This is a genomic window from Rosenbergiella gaditana, from assembly GCF_018494065.1.
Lineage (GTDB): Bacteria > Pseudomonadota > Gammaproteobacteria > Enterobacterales > Enterobacteriaceae > Rosenbergiella > Rosenbergiella gaditana.
Genome location: NZ_JABBFR010000009.1, coordinates 1 through 19,934 on the forward strand (window position 1 = coordinate 1; position 19,934 = coordinate 19,934).

General features: G+C 45.2%; 19 protein-coding genes and 3 tRNA genes. 12 read left to right on the forward strand and 10 right to left on the reverse strand.

Features of this window, described 5'->3' with window-relative positions:
• Positions 1-206: 206 nt before the first annotated feature.
• The 4 genes from HH682_RS07950 to uvrC form a co-directional block, all read right to left on the reverse strand.
• Positions 207-293: transfer RNA gene (locus HH682_RS07950), tRNA-Leu, on the reverse strand.
• A gap of 6 nt (positions 294-299) precedes the next feature.
• Positions 300-373, reverse strand: a tRNA-Cys gene (locus HH682_RS07955).
• 211 nt (positions 374-584) lie between these two features.
• Positions 585-1,133: a CDP-diacylglycerol--glycerol-3-phosphate 3-phosphatidyltransferase gene (gene pgsA, locus HH682_RS07960; protein WP_214237054.1), complete on the reverse strand. Its 549-nt coding sequence runs from the start codon at positions 1,131-1,133 to the stop codon at positions 585-587.
• Positions 1,134-1,199: 66 nt separating this feature from the next.
• Positions 1,200-3,032, reverse strand: coding sequence for an excinuclease ABC subunit UvrC (uvrC, locus tag HH682_RS07965; RefSeq protein WP_214237055.1), 1,833 nt, complete (start codon positions 3,030-3,032; stop codon positions 1,200-1,202).
• 157 nt (positions 3,033-3,189) lie between these two features.
• Here uvrC and HH682_RS07970 point away from each other — a divergent pair, with 157 nt between their 5' ends.
• Positions 3,190-3,411, forward strand: a complete 222-nt coding sequence (locus HH682_RS07970; protein WP_214237056.1) for a DUF2594 family protein — start codon at positions 3,190-3,192, stop codon at positions 3,409-3,411.
• A 174-nt stretch (positions 3,412-3,585) separates the two neighbouring features.
• Complete coding sequence (gene cycA, locus HH682_RS07975) at positions 3,586-4,980, forward strand: D-serine/D-alanine/glycine transporter (RefSeq protein ID WP_214237057.1); 1,395 nt, start codon at positions 3,586-3,588, stop codon at positions 4,978-4,980.
• Between the two features lie 41 nt (positions 4,981-5,021).
• Here the strand turns inward: cycA and HH682_RS07980 are convergent, their stop codons facing one another.
• Entirely contained in the window at positions 5,022-5,909 is an 888-nt protein-coding gene (locus HH682_RS07980) for a DMT family transporter (RefSeq protein ID WP_214237058.1), read from the reverse strand.
• Between the two features lie 179 nt (positions 5,910-6,088).
• Positions 6,089-6,176, reverse strand: a tRNA-Ser gene (locus tag HH682_RS07985).
• A gap of 213 nt (positions 6,177-6,389) precedes the next feature.
• Here HH682_RS07985 and yccA point away from each other — a divergent pair.
• The 4 genes from yccA to hspQ all read left to right on the forward strand — a co-directional run bounded on the left by yccA (position 6,390) and on the right by hspQ (position 9,123).
• The gene (gene yccA, locus HH682_RS07990) at positions 6,390-7,049 is read left to right on the forward strand and encodes an FtsH protease modulator YccA (RefSeq protein ID WP_214237059.1); all 660 of its coding nucleotides are present in this window, start codon (positions 6,390-6,392) and stop codon (positions 7,047-7,049) included.
• Between the two features lie 104 nt (positions 7,050-7,153).
• Complete coding sequence (gene tusE, locus HH682_RS07995; protein WP_214237158.1) at positions 7,154-7,480, forward strand: sulfurtransferase TusE; 327 nt, start codon at positions 7,154-7,156, stop codon at positions 7,478-7,480.
• A 77-nt stretch (positions 7,481-7,557) separates the two neighbouring features.
• Entirely contained in the window at positions 7,558-8,748 is a 1,191-nt protein-coding gene (gene rlmI / locus HH682_RS08000) for a 23S rRNA (cytosine(1962)-C(5))-methyltransferase RlmI (protein ID WP_214237060.1), read from the forward strand.
• 57 nt (positions 8,749-8,805) lie between these two features.
• Entirely contained in the window at positions 8,806-9,123 is a 318-nt protein-coding gene (gene hspQ / locus HH682_RS08005; protein WP_214237061.1) for a heat shock protein HspQ, read from the forward strand.
• Between the two features lie 14 nt (positions 9,124-9,137).
• Here hspQ and helD read toward each other — a convergent pair whose 3' ends face one another.
• Positions 9,138-11,192, reverse strand: coding sequence for a DNA helicase IV (gene helD, locus HH682_RS08010; RefSeq protein WP_214237062.1), 2,055 nt, complete (start codon positions 11,190-11,192; stop codon positions 9,138-9,140).
• Between the two features lie 109 nt (positions 11,193-11,301).
• Between helD and HH682_RS08015 the strand changes: the two genes are divergently transcribed.
• Positions 11,302-11,751, forward strand: coding sequence for a YccF domain-containing protein (locus HH682_RS08015; RefSeq protein ID WP_214237063.1), 450 nt, complete (start codon positions 11,302-11,304; stop codon positions 11,749-11,751).
• Positions 11,751-13,886, forward strand: a complete 2,136-nt coding sequence (gene yccS / locus HH682_RS08020; RefSeq protein WP_214237064.1) for a YccS family putative transporter — start codon at positions 11,751-11,753, stop codon at positions 13,884-13,886. The genes HH682_RS08015 and yccS overlap by 1 nt, the downstream gene beginning before the upstream one ends.
• Here the strand turns inward: yccS and HH682_RS08025 are convergent.
• Positions 13,861-14,511 (reverse strand): TfoX/Sxy family DNA transformation protein, encoded by a 651-nt coding sequence (locus tag HH682_RS08025; RefSeq protein ID WP_214237065.1) that lies wholly within the window; start codon positions 14,509-14,511, stop codon positions 13,861-13,863. The genes yccS and HH682_RS08025 overlap by 26 nt on opposite strands.
• Positions 14,512-14,718: 207 nt before the next feature.
• On the opposite strand from HH682_RS08025, the gene HH682_RS08030 reads away from it, so the two are divergent.
• Together HH682_RS08030 and ompA are read left to right on the forward strand one after the other, a co-directional pair.
• Complete coding sequence (locus HH682_RS08030; RefSeq protein WP_214237066.1) at positions 14,719-15,210, forward strand: SulA-like leucine-rich domain-containing protein; 492 nt, start codon at positions 14,719-14,721, stop codon at positions 15,208-15,210.
• Between the two features lie 344 nt (positions 15,211-15,554).
• Positions 15,555-16,607 (forward strand): porin OmpA, encoded by a 1,053-nt coding sequence (gene ompA, locus HH682_RS08035; RefSeq protein ID WP_214237067.1) that lies wholly within the window; start codon positions 15,555-15,557, stop codon positions 16,605-16,607.
• A gap of 38 nt (positions 16,608-16,645) precedes the next feature.
• Here the strand turns inward: ompA and matP are convergent, their stop codons facing one another.
• Positions 16,646-17,104 (reverse strand): macrodomain Ter protein MatP, encoded by a 459-nt coding sequence (matP, locus tag HH682_RS08040; protein ID WP_214237068.1) that lies wholly within the window; start codon positions 17,102-17,104, stop codon positions 16,646-16,648.
• A gap of 158 nt (positions 17,105-17,262) precedes the next feature.
• Between matP and HH682_RS08045 the strand changes: the two genes are divergently transcribed.
• Positions 17,263-19,002 carry an AAA family ATPase gene (locus HH682_RS08045; protein ID WP_214237069.1) on the forward strand — a complete coding sequence of 580 codons (1,740 nt, stop codon included), beginning with the start codon at positions 17,263-17,265 and terminating at the stop codon, positions 19,000-19,002.
• 68 nt (positions 19,003-19,070) lie between these two features.
• On the forward strand, positions 19,071-19,589 hold the full coding sequence (gene fabA, locus HH682_RS08050) for a bifunctional 3-hydroxydecanoyl-ACP dehydratase/trans-2-decenoyl-ACP isomerase (RefSeq protein WP_214237070.1): 519 nt from the start codon (positions 19,071-19,073) through the stop codon (positions 19,587-19,589).
• 55 nt (positions 19,590-19,644) lie between these two features.
• Here fabA and rmf read toward each other — a convergent pair whose 3' ends face one another.
• Positions 19,645-19,812, reverse strand: coding sequence for a ribosome modulation factor (gene rmf / locus HH682_RS08055; protein WP_092674719.1), 168 nt, complete (start codon positions 19,810-19,812; stop codon positions 19,645-19,647).
• Between the last annotated feature and the right edge of the window lie 122 nt (positions 19,813-19,934).

Consider the following 19,934-nt stretch of genomic DNA (forward strand, 5'->3'; position numbering starts at 1 on the left):
GCGGGACTTGAACCCGCACAGCCTTACAGCCGAGGGATTTTAAATCCCTTGTGTCTACCGATTTCACCACCTGGGCAAATTCTTTTTATCATTATCAAAACGGGATAATGATTTACTTCTGCGTTACCCAATAATGGTTAACTGTAAACTGATATCCGCGCTAGCGGTAATTCGACATTGCACACAGTGCTTAGTATTAATATCGATGGTGCCCAGGGCGGGACTTGAACCCGCACAGCCTTACAGCCGAGGGATTTTAAATCCCTTGTGTCTACCGATTTCACCACCTGGGCAGAATTTGGAGGCGCGTCCCGGAGTCGAACCGAGGTACACGGATTTGCAATCCGCTGCATAGCCACTCTGCCAACGCGCCTTAATTCTTATACTTGCCTAAAACAAGTAAACTTCTTCAGCTAGAACTAACTTCTTGTTTTTCAAAGTGTTAATTCATATCCCTGTTCGGAATGGTGGCTATTATGGACTGTCTTCTTAGGGTTGGCAATAGCCACAACCACTTTTTTTGGCATTTCAGTCTCGACCGTCTGAAAAAACATCATAATGCCGTATTGATAGACAAAAACTGCTTAAGAATTCATTAAATCGTTACTCGACGTCTTCAAATATTGAAACATCGACCAGAACGTTAAGATGGCAGCCACATATAATGCGATAATCCCAACAATAGTGAAGGCTTCGCTTGGGCGCCAAAGAAGTGCCAACAGCGCAAACATTTGTGCACTGGTCTTGAATTTGCCAATCCACGAAACCGCTACACTACTCCGTTTACCAATTTCGGCCATCCATTCACGTAATGCTGAGATAATGATCTCTCGGGCAATCATGGTGGCAGCCGGTAATGTGATCCACCAACTATGAAAATGTTCAGTCACTAATACCAGTGCAATCGCCACCAATACCTTATCAGCAACCGGGTCTAAGAAAGCCCCAAAAGCCGTGGTTTGTTTTAAGCGGCGAGCAAGAAAGCCATCAAACCAATCCGTCACTGCAGCAATGACAAAGAGTAGCGCCGTTACGGTGGGCCCCCAACTGAAAGGCAGATAAAAAGCAAGGACGAAGAATGGGATCAAAATCACGCGAAAAAACGTGAGATACGTCGGTATTGTAAATTGCATATGCAACAAAGGCCTAGCAGTGAGAGCGAAGCCTTATGTTCCTACATTGTGCACCCTGTTTCAATGCTAGTGTTTGAGTGAATAGAATATTTTTTCTGCCAAACTAGAAGAAATACCTGGAACACTGGCTATTTCTTCAATTGAGGCATTTTTCAGCGGCTGTAATCCGCCCATATATTTCAACAGCTGCTGACGACGTTTCGGCCCAATCCCTTCTATATCTTCTAAAGCACTGGTTGATTTTACCTTTGCCCGTTTTTTACGGTGACCCGCAATAGCATGATTATGGGACTCATCACGGATATGTTGGATAAGATGTAATGCAGGGTCATCCGCAGGCAGTGACATCCCTTCCCCTACCGGAAGTTTAAACAGTGTTTCGAGACCGGCTTTACGATCAGTTCCTTTTGCGACCCCTAACAATAAAGGTTTGGTTTTGTCCCAAGGAACATCCAGTTCAGCGAATACCTCGATAGCCTGTGCTAACTGCCCTTTTCCCCCATCGATAATAATGAGATCCGGGATCTTTTCCGGCTCCAAAGGCTTACCATAACGGCGTTGTAATACTTGTCGCATCGCCGCGTAATCATCGCCTGGAGTGATACCTTCGATATTAAATCGTCTGTACTCGGCACGAACGGGCCCCTGAGGGTCAAACACGACACACGAGGCGATAGTCTGCTCACCCATTGTGTGGCTGATATCAAAACACTCCATTCGTTGCAGTGTTGAAAGCTGAAGATATTCGGTAAGCGCTTTAAAGCGTTGCGATAATGTAGAATATTGTGAACGCTTTGCGACTAACGCAGAAGTCGCATTGGTCCTAGCCAGTTTCAAATAGCGTGCTCTCTCGCCACGCGGTTGCGTTTGCAGCTGAATTTTCCGCCCCGCTAACGCCGATAAGGATTCGCTCAGCACCTCTTTTTCAGGCAAAGGGAAATCAAGAAGAATTTGGGTAGGTAGCGAGCGAGACTCACTGCCCTGTAAATAAAATTGTCCGACAAAGGTTTGCACCACCTCGGTCAACTCGGTGTCAGCAGGGACTTTCGGGAAATAACTCCGGCTACCCAATACTTTGCCTTGGCGGATAAATAACACGTGGACACAGGCTAATCCTGCATCGTAGGCCACACTGATGGCATCGAGATCATCGCCTTGGTTGGAGACGAACTGTTTCTCGGTCACGCGACGTACCGCTTGAATTTGATCCCTAAGTCTTCCCGCTTCTTCGAATTTTAAGGCCTGACTCGCCTGTTCCATTCTTGAGACTAACTGACGCAGAACTTGATCATCTTTCCCAGAGAGGAATAGACGAACGTAGTCGGTCTGCAGTGTGTACTCTTCCTCGCTGACCAGGCCTTCAACACAAGGGCCTAAGCAACGACCAATTTGGTATTGTAAACAGGGCCGAGTACGGTTGCGGTAAACACTGTTTTCACATTGGCGTATAGGAAAAATTTTCTGAAGGAGTATTAAGGTTTCTTTAACGGCGTAACCATTGGGGAAAGGGCCGTAATAGTCGCCTTTAGCCTGTTTAGCCCCACGATGCATCGCTAAACGAGGGTGTTTATCGCCACTGAGAAAAATAAAGGGATACGATTTATCATCGCGTAACAATACATTGTAGCGGGGTTGATAAAGCTTGATGTAATTATGCTCAAGCAGTAGCGCTTCGGTTTCGGTATGGGTAACGGTGACATCGATCTGAGCGATATTCGCCACTAAGGCTTCCGTTTTTCGACTGCCAACATTTTGACGAAAGTAGCTACTCAGCCGTTTTCTGAGGTCTTTGGCTTTACCGACATAAATCACCTGTTGTTTGGCATCATACATACGATATACGCCAGGTTGGTGAGTTACATGTTTTAGAAATTCTTTTGCATCAAATCGTTCAGTCACGCCGCCGTCCTAAGTCTACTATTTGTCTGATATGGCTTAACGTTGCCTCACCTATTATGGCTCAGATAACCGCTATCAGCTAGGTGCGCGGCTATATTGCAATAAAGTTATTGTGATATAATCAGCCAAATTTATTTCATCTATTGGAGAAAACATAATGAGCCAAGCAATCACGACTGCTCAAGATGTTGAAAGTTTGTCGAAAGAAGTGACCTGTATGAAGATGTTATTAGCCTGCATGCTGAAGTCTATGGGGCAAGTCGATGCAGGCAAAGCGATCCTGCGTATGGAGCGCCAACTTTCAACCTTGGAAGAAGGCGAAGATAAAGCCCAATTCTCAGCAACCCTGCAACAAATCAAAGCCGCCTATCTTGCCTAATGAATATTTACCTCCTGTTTCAGGAGGTATTTTCACCTCTCTTCACTTTTTTAGCCATATATGACAGCCAATCCCTCACCGCCTATTCTCAAAATGAAGCAGAGTATGTTACAAACCCATAGTACGTTCTAAAAATAACAATAACGATTGACTATCATCACAGGAAATTTTGTCATGACGAATCTCACCGATCCCCAGCACCCTGAGAAGGGTACGGGTTCACTGAAACGCAGTTTGCATAACCGACATATTCAATTAATTGCGATTGGCGGAGCCATTGGTACCGGCTTGTTTATGGGTTCAGGTAAAACGATTAGCCTTGCCGGTCCTTCGATCATATTTGTCTATATGCTCATCGGCTTTATGCTCTTTTTTGTGATGCGCGCAATGGGCGAATTATTGCTCGCTAATTTGGACTATAAATCTTTTAGTGATTTTGCTGCTGATTTACTCGGTCCTTGGGCCGGCTACTTTACGGGGTGGACCTATTGGTTCTGTTGGGTAGTCACTGGCGTCGCCGATATTGTGGCGATCAGCGCCTATTTCCAATTTTGGTTCCCTGATTTCTCGGTCTGGTTAAGTGCCATCCTCTGTGTCGCGACCTTCCTTATCCTTAACATTGCCACCGTAAAATTGTTCGGTGAAATGGAGTTCTGGTTCGCGATCATCAAAATCATTGCTATCGTCAGTTTGATTATCGTTGGAATTGTGTTGGTCACGTCGCACTATGCGTTACCTAACGGCACTTACGCCTCCCTTAATAATATCTGGTCTCATGGTGGTATGTTTCCTAAAGGGATCTCGGGCTTTTTTGCGGGTTTCCAAATTGCAGTATTTGCTTTTGTGGGGATTGAGCTGGTCGGTACCGCTGCAGCAGAAACACATAATCCGCAAAAGGTGTTACCTAAAGCCATTAACTCCATTCCGCTTCGCATCATCATGTTTTACGTCTTAGCGCTATGTGTGATTATGGCGGTGACGCCTTGGAACGAAATTGATCCCGCTCGCAGTCCTTTCGTTGCCATGTTCGTGTTGATTGGCCTTCCGGCAGCAGCGGGGATTGTGAACTTTGTTGTCTTGACCTCTGCAGCGTCATCAGCCAACAGTGGGATCTTCTCAACCAGTCGTATGTTATTTGGCCTGTCAGAACAGGGCGTCGCTTCACGATTATTCGGGAAATTATCTAAACGTTCTGTTCCGGTTAATGGCTTACTTTTTTCGTGCTTATGTCTGTTTTTGGGCGTCGCATTAATCTATTTAATTCCGAACGTCATGACCGTTTTCACCTTAGTCACCACGGTTTCCGCGATACTGTTCATGTTTGTCTGGTCAATAATCCTCTGCTCTTATCTTGCTTATCGCAAAAAATTCCCAGAGAAGCACCTACGTTCATCGTTCAAGATGCCGGGTGGAGTAGTGATGTGCTGGGTGGTATTAGCCTTCTTTGCCTTTATTATTGTGCTATTAACCTTACAACCCGACACACGCCAAGCGCTTTGTGTTACGCCAATATGGTTTATTCTTCTAGCCATTGGCTGGTTTTTTAAACGTAAATCGATTCAGTCATAATCAATAAAAAAGACGGGCTTTATCGCCCGTCTATTCTCACACTACTGCTGTTTAGGCCGACGTTTAATTTTTAATTCACTGACTAAGACTCCAGCCACGATTAACGCCCCGCCAACTAGCGCTAAGCTCGGTAATACTTCCCCAGCAATACGTCCAAAAATTCCCGCCCAAACCGGTTCACCGGCATAAATCACGGTCGCACGTGTGGGTGAGATACTCTGTTGTGCCCAGTTCATGGTCAATTGAATAATCGCACTCATCAACCCTAATCCCGCCGCGCTGAGGATAACCGTTGGCGAGAAATGACTCACGGTTTCACCTGCAGGCACCATAAACAAAAACGAGAATAATGAGGCAGCAGCGAGTTGAATGATGGTGACACGTTTGGTATCCACCTGCCCTGCATAACCACTAATGAGAATAATTTCCCCGGCAATCGCTAAGGTACTGAGTAACGTAACATACTCACCGATCCCCATGCCGTGTGAGGTTTCTCCCGAATTCCCTGACAGCAGGAGTAGCCCAACAAAGGCTAAGACAACGCCACACCAAGACATCAGACGCGGTGGGCGTTTAAGAAAAATCCATTGGAGTAACGGGACTAAAGGGACATACATCGCTGTCATAAAGGCCGATTGGCTACTGGAGATGGTCTGCATCCCCCAAGTTTGAAAGCTATAACCTATAGCGATACAAAACCCAATCAATATCCCGGCCTGTACATCTTTCGCCGTCATTCCGGCCAGGCTTTGCCAAAATACCGCGGCTAACAGTAACGCAGCGACAGCAAAACGGACCCCCACAAAAAAGAAAGGGCTAGCGGTTTGCATTGCATGGTGAACAATTAAAAACGTCGCGCCCCATAACAGGGTAATGAGGATCAAGGTGGCTTCTTGCCGGGAGACTTTACATGTAACGGGCGATTTCACTGACTCTCCTTTTCACTCAGCAAATACAAAGTTTTAGAATAGGTTAACTGAGAAATAGTCTGACGTGGATCCCACTTGGTGAATCAAGGTCGGGTAATAACGGACAAAATAGCGATAGGTAATGATGTAGGTGACAGCAGAAATGCAAAAAACCAGCCTTAGGCTGGTTTCTTAAAGAGTGGCGGAGGAGGAGAGATTCGAACTCTCGGATGGTTGCCCATCGGCGGTTTTCAAGACCGCTGCCTTCAGCCGCTCGGCCACCCCTCCGCAATGAGGCGCACTATAAACACTCCCCCAAAAATTGTAAATAGCGAAATGTACCGTTCGCTTGAAAAATAAGCAAAAAAGATCTTTGTGATGATAAAACCGGCAAAAAGTATCTTTTAACCGCATAGGTGTGAGGTAAAGATGGGTAAAACCCCTTCAATCCTGACTGGGTTATGATTACTTTGTGCAAGTAAAAATAATAAAGGACTCATCATGGAAAAAATTATCACTTCTCGCAGTCAAAGCCATCCTTCAGCTTCGCACCACGTTTTACGCAACACCTACTTCTTACTTGGGTTGACACTCGCTTTCTCTGCGATGACAGCGGCTGCCAGTATCCTTCTCAACTTACCGGCACCAGGTTTTATCCTGACGTTAGTCGGCTTTTATGGCTTAATGTATCTGACACACCGCTTGGCTGATCGACCAATCGGTATCCTTGCTGCGTTTGCTTTCACCGGGTTCCTTGGCTATTGCCTAGGCCCTATTCTTAGTCGTTACTTAAGCACGGGGATGGGTGAGACAATTGCTTTTGCCTTAGCCGGGACTGCCCTGGTCTTTTTCTGCTGTTCAGCTTATGTGCTCACCACACGACGTGATATGTCTTTCTTAAATGGCGTATTGATAACGGGTTTCGTCGTACTTCTCGTCGCGGTTATCGCCAATATTTTTCTGCAACTCCCTGCTCTGCAGATGACGATTAGCGTCCTGTTTATTCTGTTTTCTTCCGCCGCTATCCTGTGGGAAACCAGTAATATTATTCAGGGTGGCGAGACAAATTATATTCGTGCCACGGTCAGCTTATACGTCTCGATTTATAATATCTTTGTTAGCTTACTCAGCCTGTTGGGCTTTGCCTCGCGCAACGACTAACTCTGGTGATCATCAATAAGAGTTTAGCCTTTAGAAATAAAGGCTATTTTTTTGGGTAAAAACCTTGATACCATCCCAACGATTGATTGATGAGATTTTTAACGATGATTTTCGACAACAAAGAAATAGATACAGATAGCGAAGGATATCTAAAAAAGAGCAGTGATTGGAGTGAAGCGTTGGCCGAAGCTATTGCCACGCAAGAACAGATCACCCTCACCCCAGAACATTGGCAAGTTATCCTGTTCGTGAGAGATTTTTACAGCGAGTTTAATACTTCACCGGCAATCAGAATGCTAGTGAAAGCGATGGCAAAAAAGTATGGTGAGGAGAAAGGCAATAGCCGCTATTTATTCCGCCTTTTTCCCGAAGGCCCTGCTAAGCAGGCTACAAAAATCGCAGGATTGCCTAAGCCTGCTAAATGCTTATAGCGGAATAAACCTCCCCTGATGACTGAACGTGCTGATCGACTGCACTCCTTTATATCACCCCTAACGTAAAGAATATTATGACTGCACGAATTATCCTTGCAAAAGGACGCGAAAAATCACTTCTTCGCAAACACCCTTGGATTTTTTCCGGGGCCATCAACAAAATGGAAGGCAAAGCAACGGCTGGTGAAACGGTTGATATCTGTGACTCAACCGGTCGTTGGTTAGCTAAAGCCGCGTTCTCTCCTTCCTCACAAATTCGTGCGCGAGTGTGGAGTTTTGACCCGACGGAAAATATCGATATCGATTTTTTCACTCGTAAGGTAGAACAAGCGCTCAAATTACGTACCTGGCTCGCCGAAAAAGATAATTTAGATAGTTATCGTTTGATTGCTGGGGAGTCCGATGGTTTGCCTGGCATTACTATTGATAAATTCGGCCAGTTTCTGGTTTTACAATTGCTGTCAGCGGGCGCTGAATACCAACGCCCAGCCCTCATCACGGCGTTACAGCAACTTTTCCCGGATTGTCATTTATACGACCGCTCTGACGTTGCCGTAAGGAAGAAAGAAGGTCTTGAGCCAGTACAAGGCGTTATTTCTGGCGATACCCCACCCGCCCTATTACCGATAACTGAACATGGTATGAAGCTGTTGGTCGATATCCAACATGGCCATAAAACGGGTTACTACCTTGACCAACGTGATAGCCGTTTCGGCCTACGTCGTTATGCTCAAGATGCCGAAGTATTGAACTGCTTCTCCTACACGGGGGGATTTGCTGTTTCTGCGTTGATGGGCGGATGTAAGAAAGTCACGAGCGTAGATACCTCGCAAGAAGCATTGGATATTGCACGCCAGAATATAACGCTGAACCAACTCGATTTATCAAAAGCCGAATTCCTGCGTGATGATGTCTTCAAGTTGTTACGTCGCTACCGCGATGAAGGCCAAAGCTTCGATGTTATCGTGATGGACCCACCTAAATTTGTGGAAAATAAAAACCAACTGATGGGTGCCTGCCGCGGTTACAAAGATATTAATATGCTGGCCATGCAGTTATTACGTCCAGGCGGTTTCTTGCTGACTTTCTCATGTTCAGGACTCATGACCACCGACCTTTTTCAAAAGATTGTTGCGGATGCCGCTGTCGATGCCGGCAAAACAGCGCAATTTATTGAACAGTTCCGTCAAGCGGCTGATCACCCAGTAAGCAGTGCTTATCCTGAAGGATTGTATCTAAAAGGCTTTGTTTGCCAAGTCTACTGACTTGAAAAATACCTAACCGCCCCCAGATCTCCTTTCAATACACTGTTGGAGACTATTATGATCAAGTGCAAATTTGGAATTGGTCAACAAGTCCGTCACCAATTGACGGGAGCTTTGGGGGTTATTGTCGATATGGATCCCGCTTATGCGTTACAAACGCCGACACCTCAAAGCCTAATTATCCATGAAGGATTACTGGTTCTGCCTTGGTATTATGTCGTCATGGAAGATGAAGGCGGCGAAACGGTACAAACTTATGTCGCTGAATCACAATTAACGGGTGAGATCCTCAACGAGCATCTCGATAACCCAGAATTAGATGATATTGCTGAACGTGTGCGTTCTAAAATCACCTCTCCCCTTCTTCGTCATTAAGCCCCTAAAGGGGCTTACGCTTTTTTCGCAATGGGAACGCCATAGTGCTTAAGCTCGCTTACAAAAGGAGAGGGGTTTTTGGGGTCATACAATAACCACAACCTCTGCTTTGCCCTGGTCATGGCGACATAGGCCAATCGACGCTCTTCCGCATAAGGATAGGCTTCTTGCTCAATTAACAATCCACGTTCGATAATTGTTTCTTGTGCCTCGGCAGGGAACCCCTCCTTCCCGGCATTAAGTCCACACAAGATCACATAGTCGGCCTCTCGCCCTTTACTGGCATGGATCGTCATAAAGTCGATAGTGAGGTTTGGCCAGCGGGTGGCTGCTTTATCGATGATTTTCGGTCTAAGATAATGATAACGTCCTAACACCAAAATGGTCTCTTGCTGTGTAACAAACCCACTGAGCTTATCAAATAATGCCTCTAACTGAGTTTCTTGAAGGAGCGTCACCGACTTCTTATTCCCTTGGCGGGTGCTGGTAATTATTTTGCTGATTTGTGCAGGATTCTGCTGGATAAACTGTGAGGCAATATCGCTTTGCCGCTGATCGAAACGATAGGTTGTGTCCAATTGGCACAGTGCTGCCTCACCAAAGTATTGCGAAAATTTCGTCGTTAAATCGAGTTGTGCGCCGGCAAAACGATAAATGGCTTGCCAGTCATCGCCGACGGCATATAAGTGGCTATGCTTATTTTGCTGACGTAATAATGCGATTAATCTTGCCCGTTGTGGCGAAATATCCTGAAATTCATCAATTAATAAATACTTCCAAGGACTGATAAAGCGCCCTTTTTCAATTAGGCCACAGGCTTGCTCCAGTAAACTTGCAAAGTCCACAGCGCCCTCAGCTTTTAAGGCGGCTTTCCAGGCTTTGACAATAGGCGTCATCAATTTAATACGTTTAGCAAACAGTGGCCGCTCATCTTCCTTGGCATATTCAATCATTTGTGCTTGGGTGCCGCCATGCATTCTGACTAATCCCAACCACTTATCGAGTAACAGCGGTATTTTTTTCTGGATATCTGGTTGTTGCCAATAAGCGGTTTCCGTCAAGGTCCAGCCCAAATCGTCTTCAAGACATTGCCGCCACTGATTAGCGGCGGCTTTTTTCTGACTACACTGCTCCACCCACTGCTCAAGTAATAACTGATGCCGCTCAGCAGTATTGTTCTCTAACTCGGTAATTTTCGGCGTTTTATTTGTGACCTGCTGAATAATCGCCAAGGCTAGACCATGAAAAGTTTTCGCCGTGACCTGCGTCGAGCCAGTTCGCAAGGTAATTCTCTGATTAAGCTCTTCAGCCGCTTTACGCCCAAACGCCAGGATGACGATTTGATCCGCTTGTGCCTGCTTACGCATCATTAACCAAGCGGTTTTCGCGACCAAAACAGACGTTTTCCCGCTACCCGCACCGGCCAAAACCAGTACCGACTTTTCGTCATTCATCACCGCTTGGCGTTGAGAAGCATTCAGCGGGGAGCTCTCTACGGTTGCGAAAAACTCTGCATAGGTTTTTTCAAGCTGCGTCATCCACTGACGATTGCGTAATTGGCGTTGCGATTCAGGGGCTGTTAACCATGCATCACAAAATAGCCAGCGTTGGTAGCCGTCAGGAAACTCCTTGAGACGTTCACTAGGCAGCGGGAGTGCGGATAAAGCCTCCTGAATATGGGTCTGCAACCCCTTTAAGGCCTCTTGGGTGAGCCAACGATCTTTTTGAACCACATCGAGAATAAATTGCTGTAGGTCAGTAAGCACTTGGTCACTGATCACGACCATCTGTTGTGTCCAGGATTGCCATGATTTCATCAAGTATTGCCAAAATCGCTGCGTTTCGGACCATTCAGTGCCGTGTAATCGCACGACTTTCTCATCCGCTAATTGGAATTCCAGCTCACCCCATACTACACCGCGTTTACAGCGAACCCCGATCAATTGATTGAATGGGATGATATATTCGTGATGATCACCAGAGACTTCGACCCCAGCAGCAAGCATTCGAACCCGATGATAGGGATGCTGTGCGAGCTTCTTTCCGATTGACGTTGCTTTTAGTTCCATGCACCTGGCCATTGTTTTACACTATCTCTGTTTTCGATTTTAACTGCCAACAGGCTGAGCCTCCAGATAAATCTACCTCGACATAATCTTTAATAGGGATAAACATTGCATGCGAAGTGTGCTTAATATTTTAAATTTTTTCCTCGGCGGTTTCATTACTAGCCTTTGTTGGTTAGTTGTCACGTTACTGACTGTCGTCTTTATTTTTACTCTACCCCTCACCCGTTCATGCTGGGAGATCACTAAGCTTTCCTTCGTACCCTTCGGTAACGAGGCTATTCATGTCGATCTCCTCAGACCAGAAAATAAAAGTAAGCTGATGAATTCAGGTGGCACTCTGTTAAATATCGTTTGGTTTGTGCTATTCGGTTGGTGGCTCTGCCTCTCACACCTCTCTCTCGGTATAGCACAATGTTTAACGCTTATTGGTATTCCTACGGGGATAGCGCATTTCAAGATTGCAGTCATCGCATTATGGCCGGTAGGACGCAGGGTTGTCAGCGTTGAGGAAGCCCAGATTGCGCGTGAAAATGCTGCGCGTCTACAGTACGGTAACTAATGATGGCCGGTCGCAGCGTGCTACATAAACACTGGCAACATTATATTCTGAATCGGTTGTGGCAAGAACCTGTTCGAATTTTTGTCGCAATGAGCTGCGTCGCGCTTTTTGCTTGGCGCCATCATACGGTAATTTGGACAATCCCCTTGATTCTTGGGATTGTCGCCGCGGCGTTAACCGATATTGACGATCGCTTAACCGGTCGGCTTAAAAATATTGTCATCACGCTCGTCTGCTTTGCAATAGCTACCGTCAGCGTTGAGCTTCTCTTCCCACACCCTCTGCTGTTTATCGGCGGATTAGGGCTATCCAGTTGGGCATTTATTATGCTGGGTGCCCTCGGTCAGCGCTATGCAACGATTGCATTCGGGGCGATTTTAATTGCGATCTATACGATGTTGGGAATAGGCTTATTCCCGAAATGGTATAGTCAACCCCTGTTCCTCTTAGCGGGTGCTGGAGTGTATTATCTTTTCACTCTCATTAACCATCTGCTCTTCCCTGTCCGTCCAGTTGAAGCCCAATTAATCAATACTTATAGTTCGTTAGCGAAATATTTAGAGGCCAAAGCGACGCTGTTCGATCCGGATGGCGTGACACACAGCGAGCGCCCCCTTTATAAGGTCTCAATGGCCAATAGCCAGTTAGTTCAGCAGCTTAATATTGTTAAGACCGCAATTCAGAGTCGCTTGCGCGGTGATAGAGCCAGCAGTACCAGCCGACGGGCATTACTCTACTATTTTGTGGCGCAAGAGATCCACGAACGGGCTAACTCATCACATATCGACCATCCTCGCTTACAAGATAGTTGGCACTTCAACGAATTAATGTTCCGGTTCGAGCGGTTACTTCGACACCAAGCAATGGCTTGCCGAGAAATCGCTGAAAGTCTCCAAACAAAACAGGATTACCAACATAGTCGTCATTTCGAACGCGCATTAACTCATGCAGAGATCGCATTAGAGCGGGTGTCTCTTTTTGCAGAAAAAGAGACCTGTGAACGATTGCGTTGGTTACTTAAAAATTTACGAGCGGTTGATCAACAACTCGCCTCTGTCGCTTCAGAACAACTGTCTACAATTGATTGGCAAAATATAGACACTGAGCTCTCGTTTGAAGGTTTGCAAGGCTGGCAAGATATTAGATCACGTTTTAAAAGCCATCTCACTCCTAAATCACCTTTATTTAGACATGCCGTACGCGTGAGTGTTGTACTCTGCTTAGGATACCTATTTATTCAATCCATAAGCTTAGAACGAGGCTATTGGATACTGCTAACGTCGCTATTCGTTTGCCAACCCAATTATTCTGCCACCAAACGGCGCTTAGCGTTGAGGGTTATAGGTACGCTGGCAGGAATTTTGATTGGGCTTCCCCTACTCTGGCTAATCCCCTCTTTACCTGGGCAGTTAGTCGCTATCGTTCTGTTTGGCGTTCTATTCTTTTTATTTAGACAAGTTCAGTATGCACAAGCCACGCTATTCATTACGCTAATGGTACTGTTTTGTTTCAATCTACTTGGAGAAGGCTTTAACGTCGCCTTACCGCGTATTATCGATACGTTGGTCGGCTGTGGATTAGCTTGGCTCGCCGTAAGCTATATCTTCCCCGATTGGCATTATCGGCAATTCTCTAAGGTCATCAGTAAAGCCTATACGGCTAACTTACGCTACTTGAAGGCCGTCACCCAACAATATCAAGATGGCAAAGACAATCGCGTCTCCTACCGTATTGCTCGGAGAGATGCTCACAATGCTGATGCAGAGCTAGCCTCAGTGATCGCTTTAGCTGAGAATAAGGCGTGGTCTTCACTTGATGCTAAAGAGGCTTCTTTTTCAATCCTCTGTACCAATCATAGTCTATTGAGTTATATCGCTGCGCTTGGGGCTCATCGTCAACGTATTCATAACCCGCAATTGCTAAATTTACTCTATGCGCTTACCGCTTACGTGGAGGACTATCAGAATTTACAAAGCGATGAGGTCATGCAAGCACTAAAGCAGTTAACAGCACTGGCTGATTCAATTGAAATTGATGATGAACCTCAAAAAGCGCTCATCATTCAACAGGTTTCATTGATTATCCATAACTTAGGTGAAATGAATAAAATTAAAGCGCCACTCTTAATGCCCTAAGTTTTTTGACCGCATTTTTATTACAGGTAGTAATAAACTCTTGATGCCAAGCAATTAATCCTTCTCGGATGTGAGGGGGTAATACGGCATGATGTAACCCCATGATGGCTCCTTGTAAATAAAAAAGTGTGGGAAGCCCTAGGTGTTTATTACGTTCATGCATTAACGTCCAGCATTGTTGAACGCCAGTTTGACGGAATTGCTCCTCCGTATGGATACCAACTTCCCTAAGTAATGTCTCAAAGCGTATCCCTAAATTGGGTAGATCCTTTAATCGTCGATGAGATTGTTTATAGGTCCGACAATGTTGAGCATCCAATAATGCGGCACGAGATAATTTCAGAAGATTGACATCGTCCTGCCATAACTCATCATCAACGTTAAAATAATTTAGAGAGATGGCACTGCCCCTTTTACAAAATATAAAGGGTGCGAGCGAGTGGTTTGTAAGATATTGCGACATAACCTCACTCCCCCGTAAATAGATCCCGCCTTGTTTGACTAAGGCAAACACTACATCGTCAATCGACAGTGAATACCCACCAAACTGGGTCTTTGACTCAATGCTCCCGAGGTAGCCAACTTTTTTCTTATACTGAGCGATACGCTGTTGAGAACTATTCATTTCGATCCTCCTGATCAAGAACAACCTAACTCATTGATATAAATATCCTTATCGATATATTCACCTTAAATAATTTGAAGTAGTTGTTCAATTAATAAATATAAATTGCGCGTGATGCATTCCAAATCTATCTAAGTGTGCAAGAAATGATTGATCTTTGGTCGAAGTATAATTACTGTATATCCATACAGTACATAGGAGCTAACCATGATCATACCCCATTCTGTTAATGAGACCCCTAAGCAAACACTGGCTATACCTGAGGTAACCCACTCATTGGGCGGCATTAATCAAATTTGCTATGACAACGCATCCCCTACCCTACTCAATTTACTGCTATTACCTGCAATTAAGCAGCTTGGGCAGCAAGCAAAATGGATGTTGTGGTTAACTCCAGAGAATAAATTGGACCGCGCTTGGTTGGAGAACTCAGGCATTTCCCTGAATAAATCAGTTCAGGTCCCTATGCTCAATAACGAACAGAAGATGGATTCTATGATTCAGGCGATCAAATCTGGGAATTATAGCGTAATCACTGTATGGTTAAACAGCACTCTAACAGTAGAACAACAAAATACTCTCGATTATTTAGCTAAAGAGTCTGATACAGTAGTCTTTATTTTGCGCAAAAATTCAACAAACTATCGTTCAGCCAGACAAGTCAGTCACCAAAAAATTCCCACTTTCGCATTTCTTTAAGTTTATTGAGATTTATCTGAAGAATATTTTTATAAAATTTATTTGTGCCTAATTTTTTACCACTTTCAGGCAGGACAACGTTTCCAAGGGTTATTCAGTTTTTTATCGTGCATGAAGTTCAGTTTTAAATGTAACTGAATGTGTATAAAATGCTGTTTTTTACTATACATCGTTATATCTTACTTGTAAGTTTTTAAACACGTTGTAGACTTTAGCTCGCTAGGGTGCTCAATAACCTCCAGTTTTAGCTGAGTATAAAATGAGCGAAAAAGACCCAGCGAAGCATTGCAACCCAGAGCAAATTTTATGCTCATTGCCAATTTTGGATGATAACGAGGCGCAAAATGAAAAAAACAGCTATCGCAATTGCAGTGGCACTAGCAGGTTTAGCAACTACCGTTGCTCAAGCTGCACCAAAAGACGACACTTGGTACGTTGGTGGTAAATTAGGTTGGTCTCAATACCACGACACTGGTTTCTCTGGTAACCACTACCAAGTGACTAATGAAGCGCGTGACAACCAATTGGGTGCTGGTGCATTCGTTGGTTATCAAGCAAACCCATACTTAGGTTTCGAAATGGGTTATGACTGGTTAGGCCGTATGAAATATACTGGTCAAAACCACGGCGCATTCATCGGTCAAGGTGTTCAACTTGCTGCTAAACTCAGCTACCCAATCACTGATGACTTAGACGTGTACTCTCGTTTAGGTGGTATGTTATGGCGTGTAGATGCTAAAGACTACCAAGGTCATCACAACATCGACACTGGTGTTTCTCCATTAGCTGCAGCTGGTTTAGAGTACGCTCTGGACAAGAACTGGGCTGCTCGTTTAGAGTACCAATGGGTTAACAACATCGGTGACCGTAACACCACTGGTGCACGTCCAGACAACGGCATGCTGAGCCTTGGCTTATCTTACCGTTTCGGTCAAGACGATGCTGCTCCTGCACCAGCTCCAACCCCAGCGCCAGCGCCAGTTGTTGAAACTAAGCACTTTACTCTGAAATCAGACGTGCTGTTCAACTTCAACAAAGCTACGCTGAAAACTTCTGGTCAATCAGCTCTTGATCAACTGTACTCTCAGTTAAGCAACTTAGATCCTAAAGACGGTTCAGTTGTTGTTCTGGGCTTCACAGACCGTATCGGTTCTGACAGCTACAACCAAAACCTGTCTGAAAAACGTGCTCAATCAGTTGTGGATTACTTAGTATCTAAAGGCATCCCGTCTAACAAGATCTCTGCACGCGGTATGGGCGAATCTAACCCAGTTACTGGCAACACCTGTGACAACGTTAAGAAACGTGCTGCTCTGATCGACTGCTTAGGTCCAGATCGTCGCGTAGAAATCGAAGTTAAAGGCGTTAAAGATGTTGTTTCTCAGCCACAAGGCTAAGATAACATTGAAAAAACCCCGCTTAAGCGGGGTTTTTTTTATCCTTTTTTTGACCCTAAAATTGATGCTAGATCTTCTTTCAAGGAACTCATCTGTGAAGCGTATTTTTCTTTACGCTCAGCATCTTCAATTAATTGCACTATCGTTTCTGAAAGCGTACTACTTCTGCGCTGTGCCAACCCTGCTAAACGCTGCCACACCAAATATTCTAAATCGATGGATTTCTTACGAGTGTGTTGTTGCTCGGCATTAAAATGACGTTTACGTCTTGCTCGAATGGTCTGGCTCATCCGAATAGAGAGCTGGGGATTCATATGTTCGGTAATCCACCGTAAGATGAGTTCAGGTTGGTGCTCATACGTAATAAGCTGCTTCACGGCTTCGTCTGCGGCAGATTGCTCGATATGGCGCGTGATCAATTCACCTTCCCGGTGTTTTTTTAGTAAATATTTCCATTTCCAGCCTGACTCGAGATTCTCTAACTGTAAATATTTCATCAGGTTCCTTAAAATTAATCACTTAATACTAGAATACCAGCTTTAGGTTTTTCTGCAGCCAAATTTAAAGCAGTGGTCGTCATACATCTGTTACATGGTGTCGAGTTACGAACTACGGTATAATTACCCTTTTACGTCCAAGGCAAAATAAGATTACTTTGACTAGCTCAACACTTTCATGGCAAGAACTTATACCCGATGCGAAGCGTTTAGCTCCGCTTTTTTCACAGGGCTTATCATCCAGTGCGTCTGGCTTAGAATCCTTGCAACCTCGGTTACTCAACGCTATTGATCAGCTTAATCATAATCCAGTGCAACCCTTACTGTTGATTAAGATTGAAGAGCATCCCACTAATGTGAAAGCGCTTGCTCAAATTGTCGAGCAAAGATTGCCATCAAAACGTGTTGACCAGTGGGTGTACCATTCACCCGTTGCTAATCAATTTCAATTACAGAAAGTGGTGGCTCAACATAATGAATCTACGGTTTATTATGCTGATTGGATTGAATCAGATCAATTATTTGGTTATCTCTCTGAACAGCAGGGTATTTGGACTCCCGAACTCGGTCTGTTACATAAGGCGAATGGCGGAACGTTGATCCTATCCCTTCACTGCCTTTTATCACAGCCACTGATGTGGTTGCGACTGAAAAAATTCATCAGTGGCCACTCTTTTTCTTGGTATTCTCCGGACCCTCGCCGCCCTATCCCAGTCCAGATTCCGGACTTCCCTCTTTCCATTAACCTAATTTTAGTCGGCGGTCGAGAGAGTTTAGCGGAATTTAGTGATAGCGAGCCGGAGTTCCATGCGAATGCTGTTTATACAGAAATAGAAGAGACCGCTGAAGTCATTACTGATCATCAAGTGGTCGTCTGGGCTGCCTGGGTGGCCTCACAGGCGCAAGCTTTAGCGCTTCCCGCACCCGATGTCGGCTTTTTATTACGGCTGACACGCGAAGCCTCGCGGTATACTAATGAGCAGCATCGTCTACCTATTAACCCGACATGGTTACACAAGCAGCTCGGCGCGGCTTATGCTGCGGGGCAAGAACTGACAGAAAGCAGCTTAAGCCAAGCTCTGGCACAACAAAAATGGCGCGAAAGTTACTTACCAGAAACCCTACAGCGTGATTTAGCTGCCCCCCATAGCTTATTAGAGACAGAGGGTGAAAGAATTGGACAAATCAACGGGTTATCCGTCTTAGACCTTCCTGGGCACCCTCTACCGTGGGGAGAACCTGCACGGATTAGTTGCTTAGTGCACTATGGCGACGGGGAAATAAACGATGTCGAACGTAAAGCCGAGCTTTCAGGCAATATCCACGCTAAAGGGATGATGATCATTGAGGCGTGGCTGATCGCTGAACTTGAGCTTGAGCAACAGCTTCCTTTTTCCGCATCGATGGTATTCGAGCAATCCTACGCAGAGGTTGATGGCGACAGTGCTTCTCTGGCTGAGCTAGCGGTATTGATCAGCGCACTCTCCCTTAGACCTCTCCAACAATCGATTGCAGTAACTGGCTCCGTTGACCAATTCGGTAATGTCCAGCCTGTCGGAGGCTTGAATGAAAAAATTGAGGGGTTTTACCACCTTTGTTTACAACAAGGTCTTACTGGAAAACAAGGCGTGATTTTACCTGAACGGAATTGTTGTCATTTATCGTTGTCAGATGAGGTCATTGAGGCAGTCAAACAACAGCAGTTTCACTTATGGCCAGTCAGTTCGGTAGATCAGGCACTTCAGCTGCTGATGTCGTTACCGTGGGTGGCTGAGAATGATGACGAGTCTCTCCTGGGTATCATCCAACAACGTATTGATGAAGCCCAACAGCCTGTAAAAGCTCGGGGAGGATTTTTTTCTCCTTCGCGATGGCTAAACTGGCTGAAGCGTGATTAACAACTCTTGCTCAGCGTACAAGTGTACGCTATTCTTCGGGCTTCAATTGAAAAGGGCTAAATGTAACTATGGTAGATAAACGCGAATCCTACAGCAAAGATGACCTTATCGCGTCAGGACAGGGAAAATTGTTTGGTGAGAACGGACCTCCGCTTCCTGCAGACAATATGTTAATGATGGATAGAGTTGTTCTCATGTCTGAAAGCGGTGGTCACTTTGATAAAGGCTTCGTCGAAGCTGAACTCGATATAAACCCAGAACTGTGGTTTTTCAAGTGTCACTTCGTCAATGATCCTGTCATGCCAGGATGCCTCGGCTTAGACGCCATGTGGCAGTTAGTAGGGTTTTATTTGGGCTGGTTAGGCGCAGAAGGTAAAGGCCGCGCACTCGGTGTGGGTGAAGTTAAATTCACTGGACAAGTCCTGCCAACAGCTAAAAAAGTCACTTATAAGATTCACTTCAAACGCGTCATCAACCGTAAATTAGTGATGGGCGTTGCCGATGGTGAGGTATTTGTTGACGGTAAACTGATTTATACCGCCTCGGACCTTAAAGTGGGCCTCTTCAAAGATACAGAGTCTTTCTAGAATAGACCGCACAAAAAAAGCAGATTTTTTAAATCTGCTTTTTTTATTTCTCGTCTTATGCGAAGGCTGAGCGCTCTTCAATCGCCTTACGCCAACCTCCTAACCAATGTGACCTTGAGTCTAACGTTTGATAGGGACAGAGTTCTTTCGATCGCCCGCTTTTTCCTGTCTTGTACCCCAGTGAGTAAGCTCTTTCCAAACGATCGCGTTTTTGTCTCTTCATATCCGTTTACCCTCATAAAGATAGTTGGTTAAAAGAAGTGGTGATAAATTCATCACCTTCTCCTTTTTACCCTTCTTCACTTGCGAGATCAATGGCTATTTTTCGAACAGCTATGCGAGTTT

What these genes read in the sequence shown, in the direction of transcription:
- pgsA (WP_214237054.1), bottom strand. Translation starts at nt 1,133, where the DNA reads ATGCAATTTACAATACCGACGTATCTCACGTTTTTTCGCGTGATTTTG.
- HH682_RS07970 (WP_214237056.1), top strand. Translation starts at nt 3,190, where the DNA reads ATGAGCCAAGCAATCACGACTGCTCAAGATGTTGAAAGTTTGTCGAAA.
- cycA (WP_214237057.1), top strand. Translation starts at nt 3,586, where the DNA reads ATGACGAATCTCACCGATCCCCAGCACCCTGAGAAGGGTACGGGTTCA.
- yccA (WP_214237059.1), top strand. Translation starts at nt 6,390, where the DNA reads ATGGAAAAAATTATCACTTCTCGCAGTCAAAGCCATCCTTCAGCTTCG.
- tusE (WP_214237158.1), top strand. Translation starts at nt 7,154, where the DNA reads ATGATTTTCGACAACAAAGAAATAGATACAGATAGCGAAGGATATCTA.
- rlmI (WP_214237060.1), top strand. Translation starts at nt 7,558, where the DNA reads ATGACTGCACGAATTATCCTTGCAAAAGGACGCGAAAAATCACTTCTT.
- hspQ (WP_214237061.1), top strand. Translation starts at nt 8,806, where the DNA reads ATGATCAAGTGCAAATTTGGAATTGGTCAACAAGTCCGTCACCAATTG.
- helD (WP_214237062.1), bottom strand. Translation starts at nt 11,192, where the DNA reads ATGGAACTAAAAGCAACGTCAATCGGAAAGAAGCTCGCACAGCATCCC.
- HH682_RS08015 (WP_214237063.1), top strand. Translation starts at nt 11,302, where the DNA reads ATGCGAAGTGTGCTTAATATTTTAAATTTTTTCCTCGGCGGTTTCATT.
- yccS (WP_214237064.1), top strand. Translation starts at nt 11,751, where the DNA reads ATGATGGCCGGTCGCAGCGTGCTACATAAACACTGGCAACATTATATT.
- HH682_RS08025 (WP_214237065.1), bottom strand. Translation starts at nt 14,511, where the DNA reads ATGAATAGTTCTCAACAGCGTATCGCTCAGTATAAGAAAAAAGTTGGC.
- HH682_RS08030 (WP_214237066.1), top strand. Translation starts at nt 14,719, where the DNA reads ATGATCATACCCCATTCTGTTAATGAGACCCCTAAGCAAACACTGGCT.
- ompA (WP_214237067.1), top strand. Translation starts at nt 15,555, where the DNA reads ATGAAAAAAACAGCTATCGCAATTGCAGTGGCACTAGCAGGTTTAGCA.
- matP (WP_214237068.1), bottom strand. Translation starts at nt 17,104, where the DNA reads ATGAAATATTTACAGTTAGAGAATCTCGAGTCAGGCTGGAAATGGAAA.
- fabA (WP_214237070.1), top strand. Translation starts at nt 19,071, where the DNA reads ATGGTAGATAAACGCGAATCCTACAGCAAAGATGACCTTATCGCGTCA.
- rmf (WP_092674719.1), bottom strand. Translation starts at nt 19,812, where the DNA reads ATGAAGAGACAAAAACGCGATCGTTTGGAAAGAGCTTACTCACTGGGG.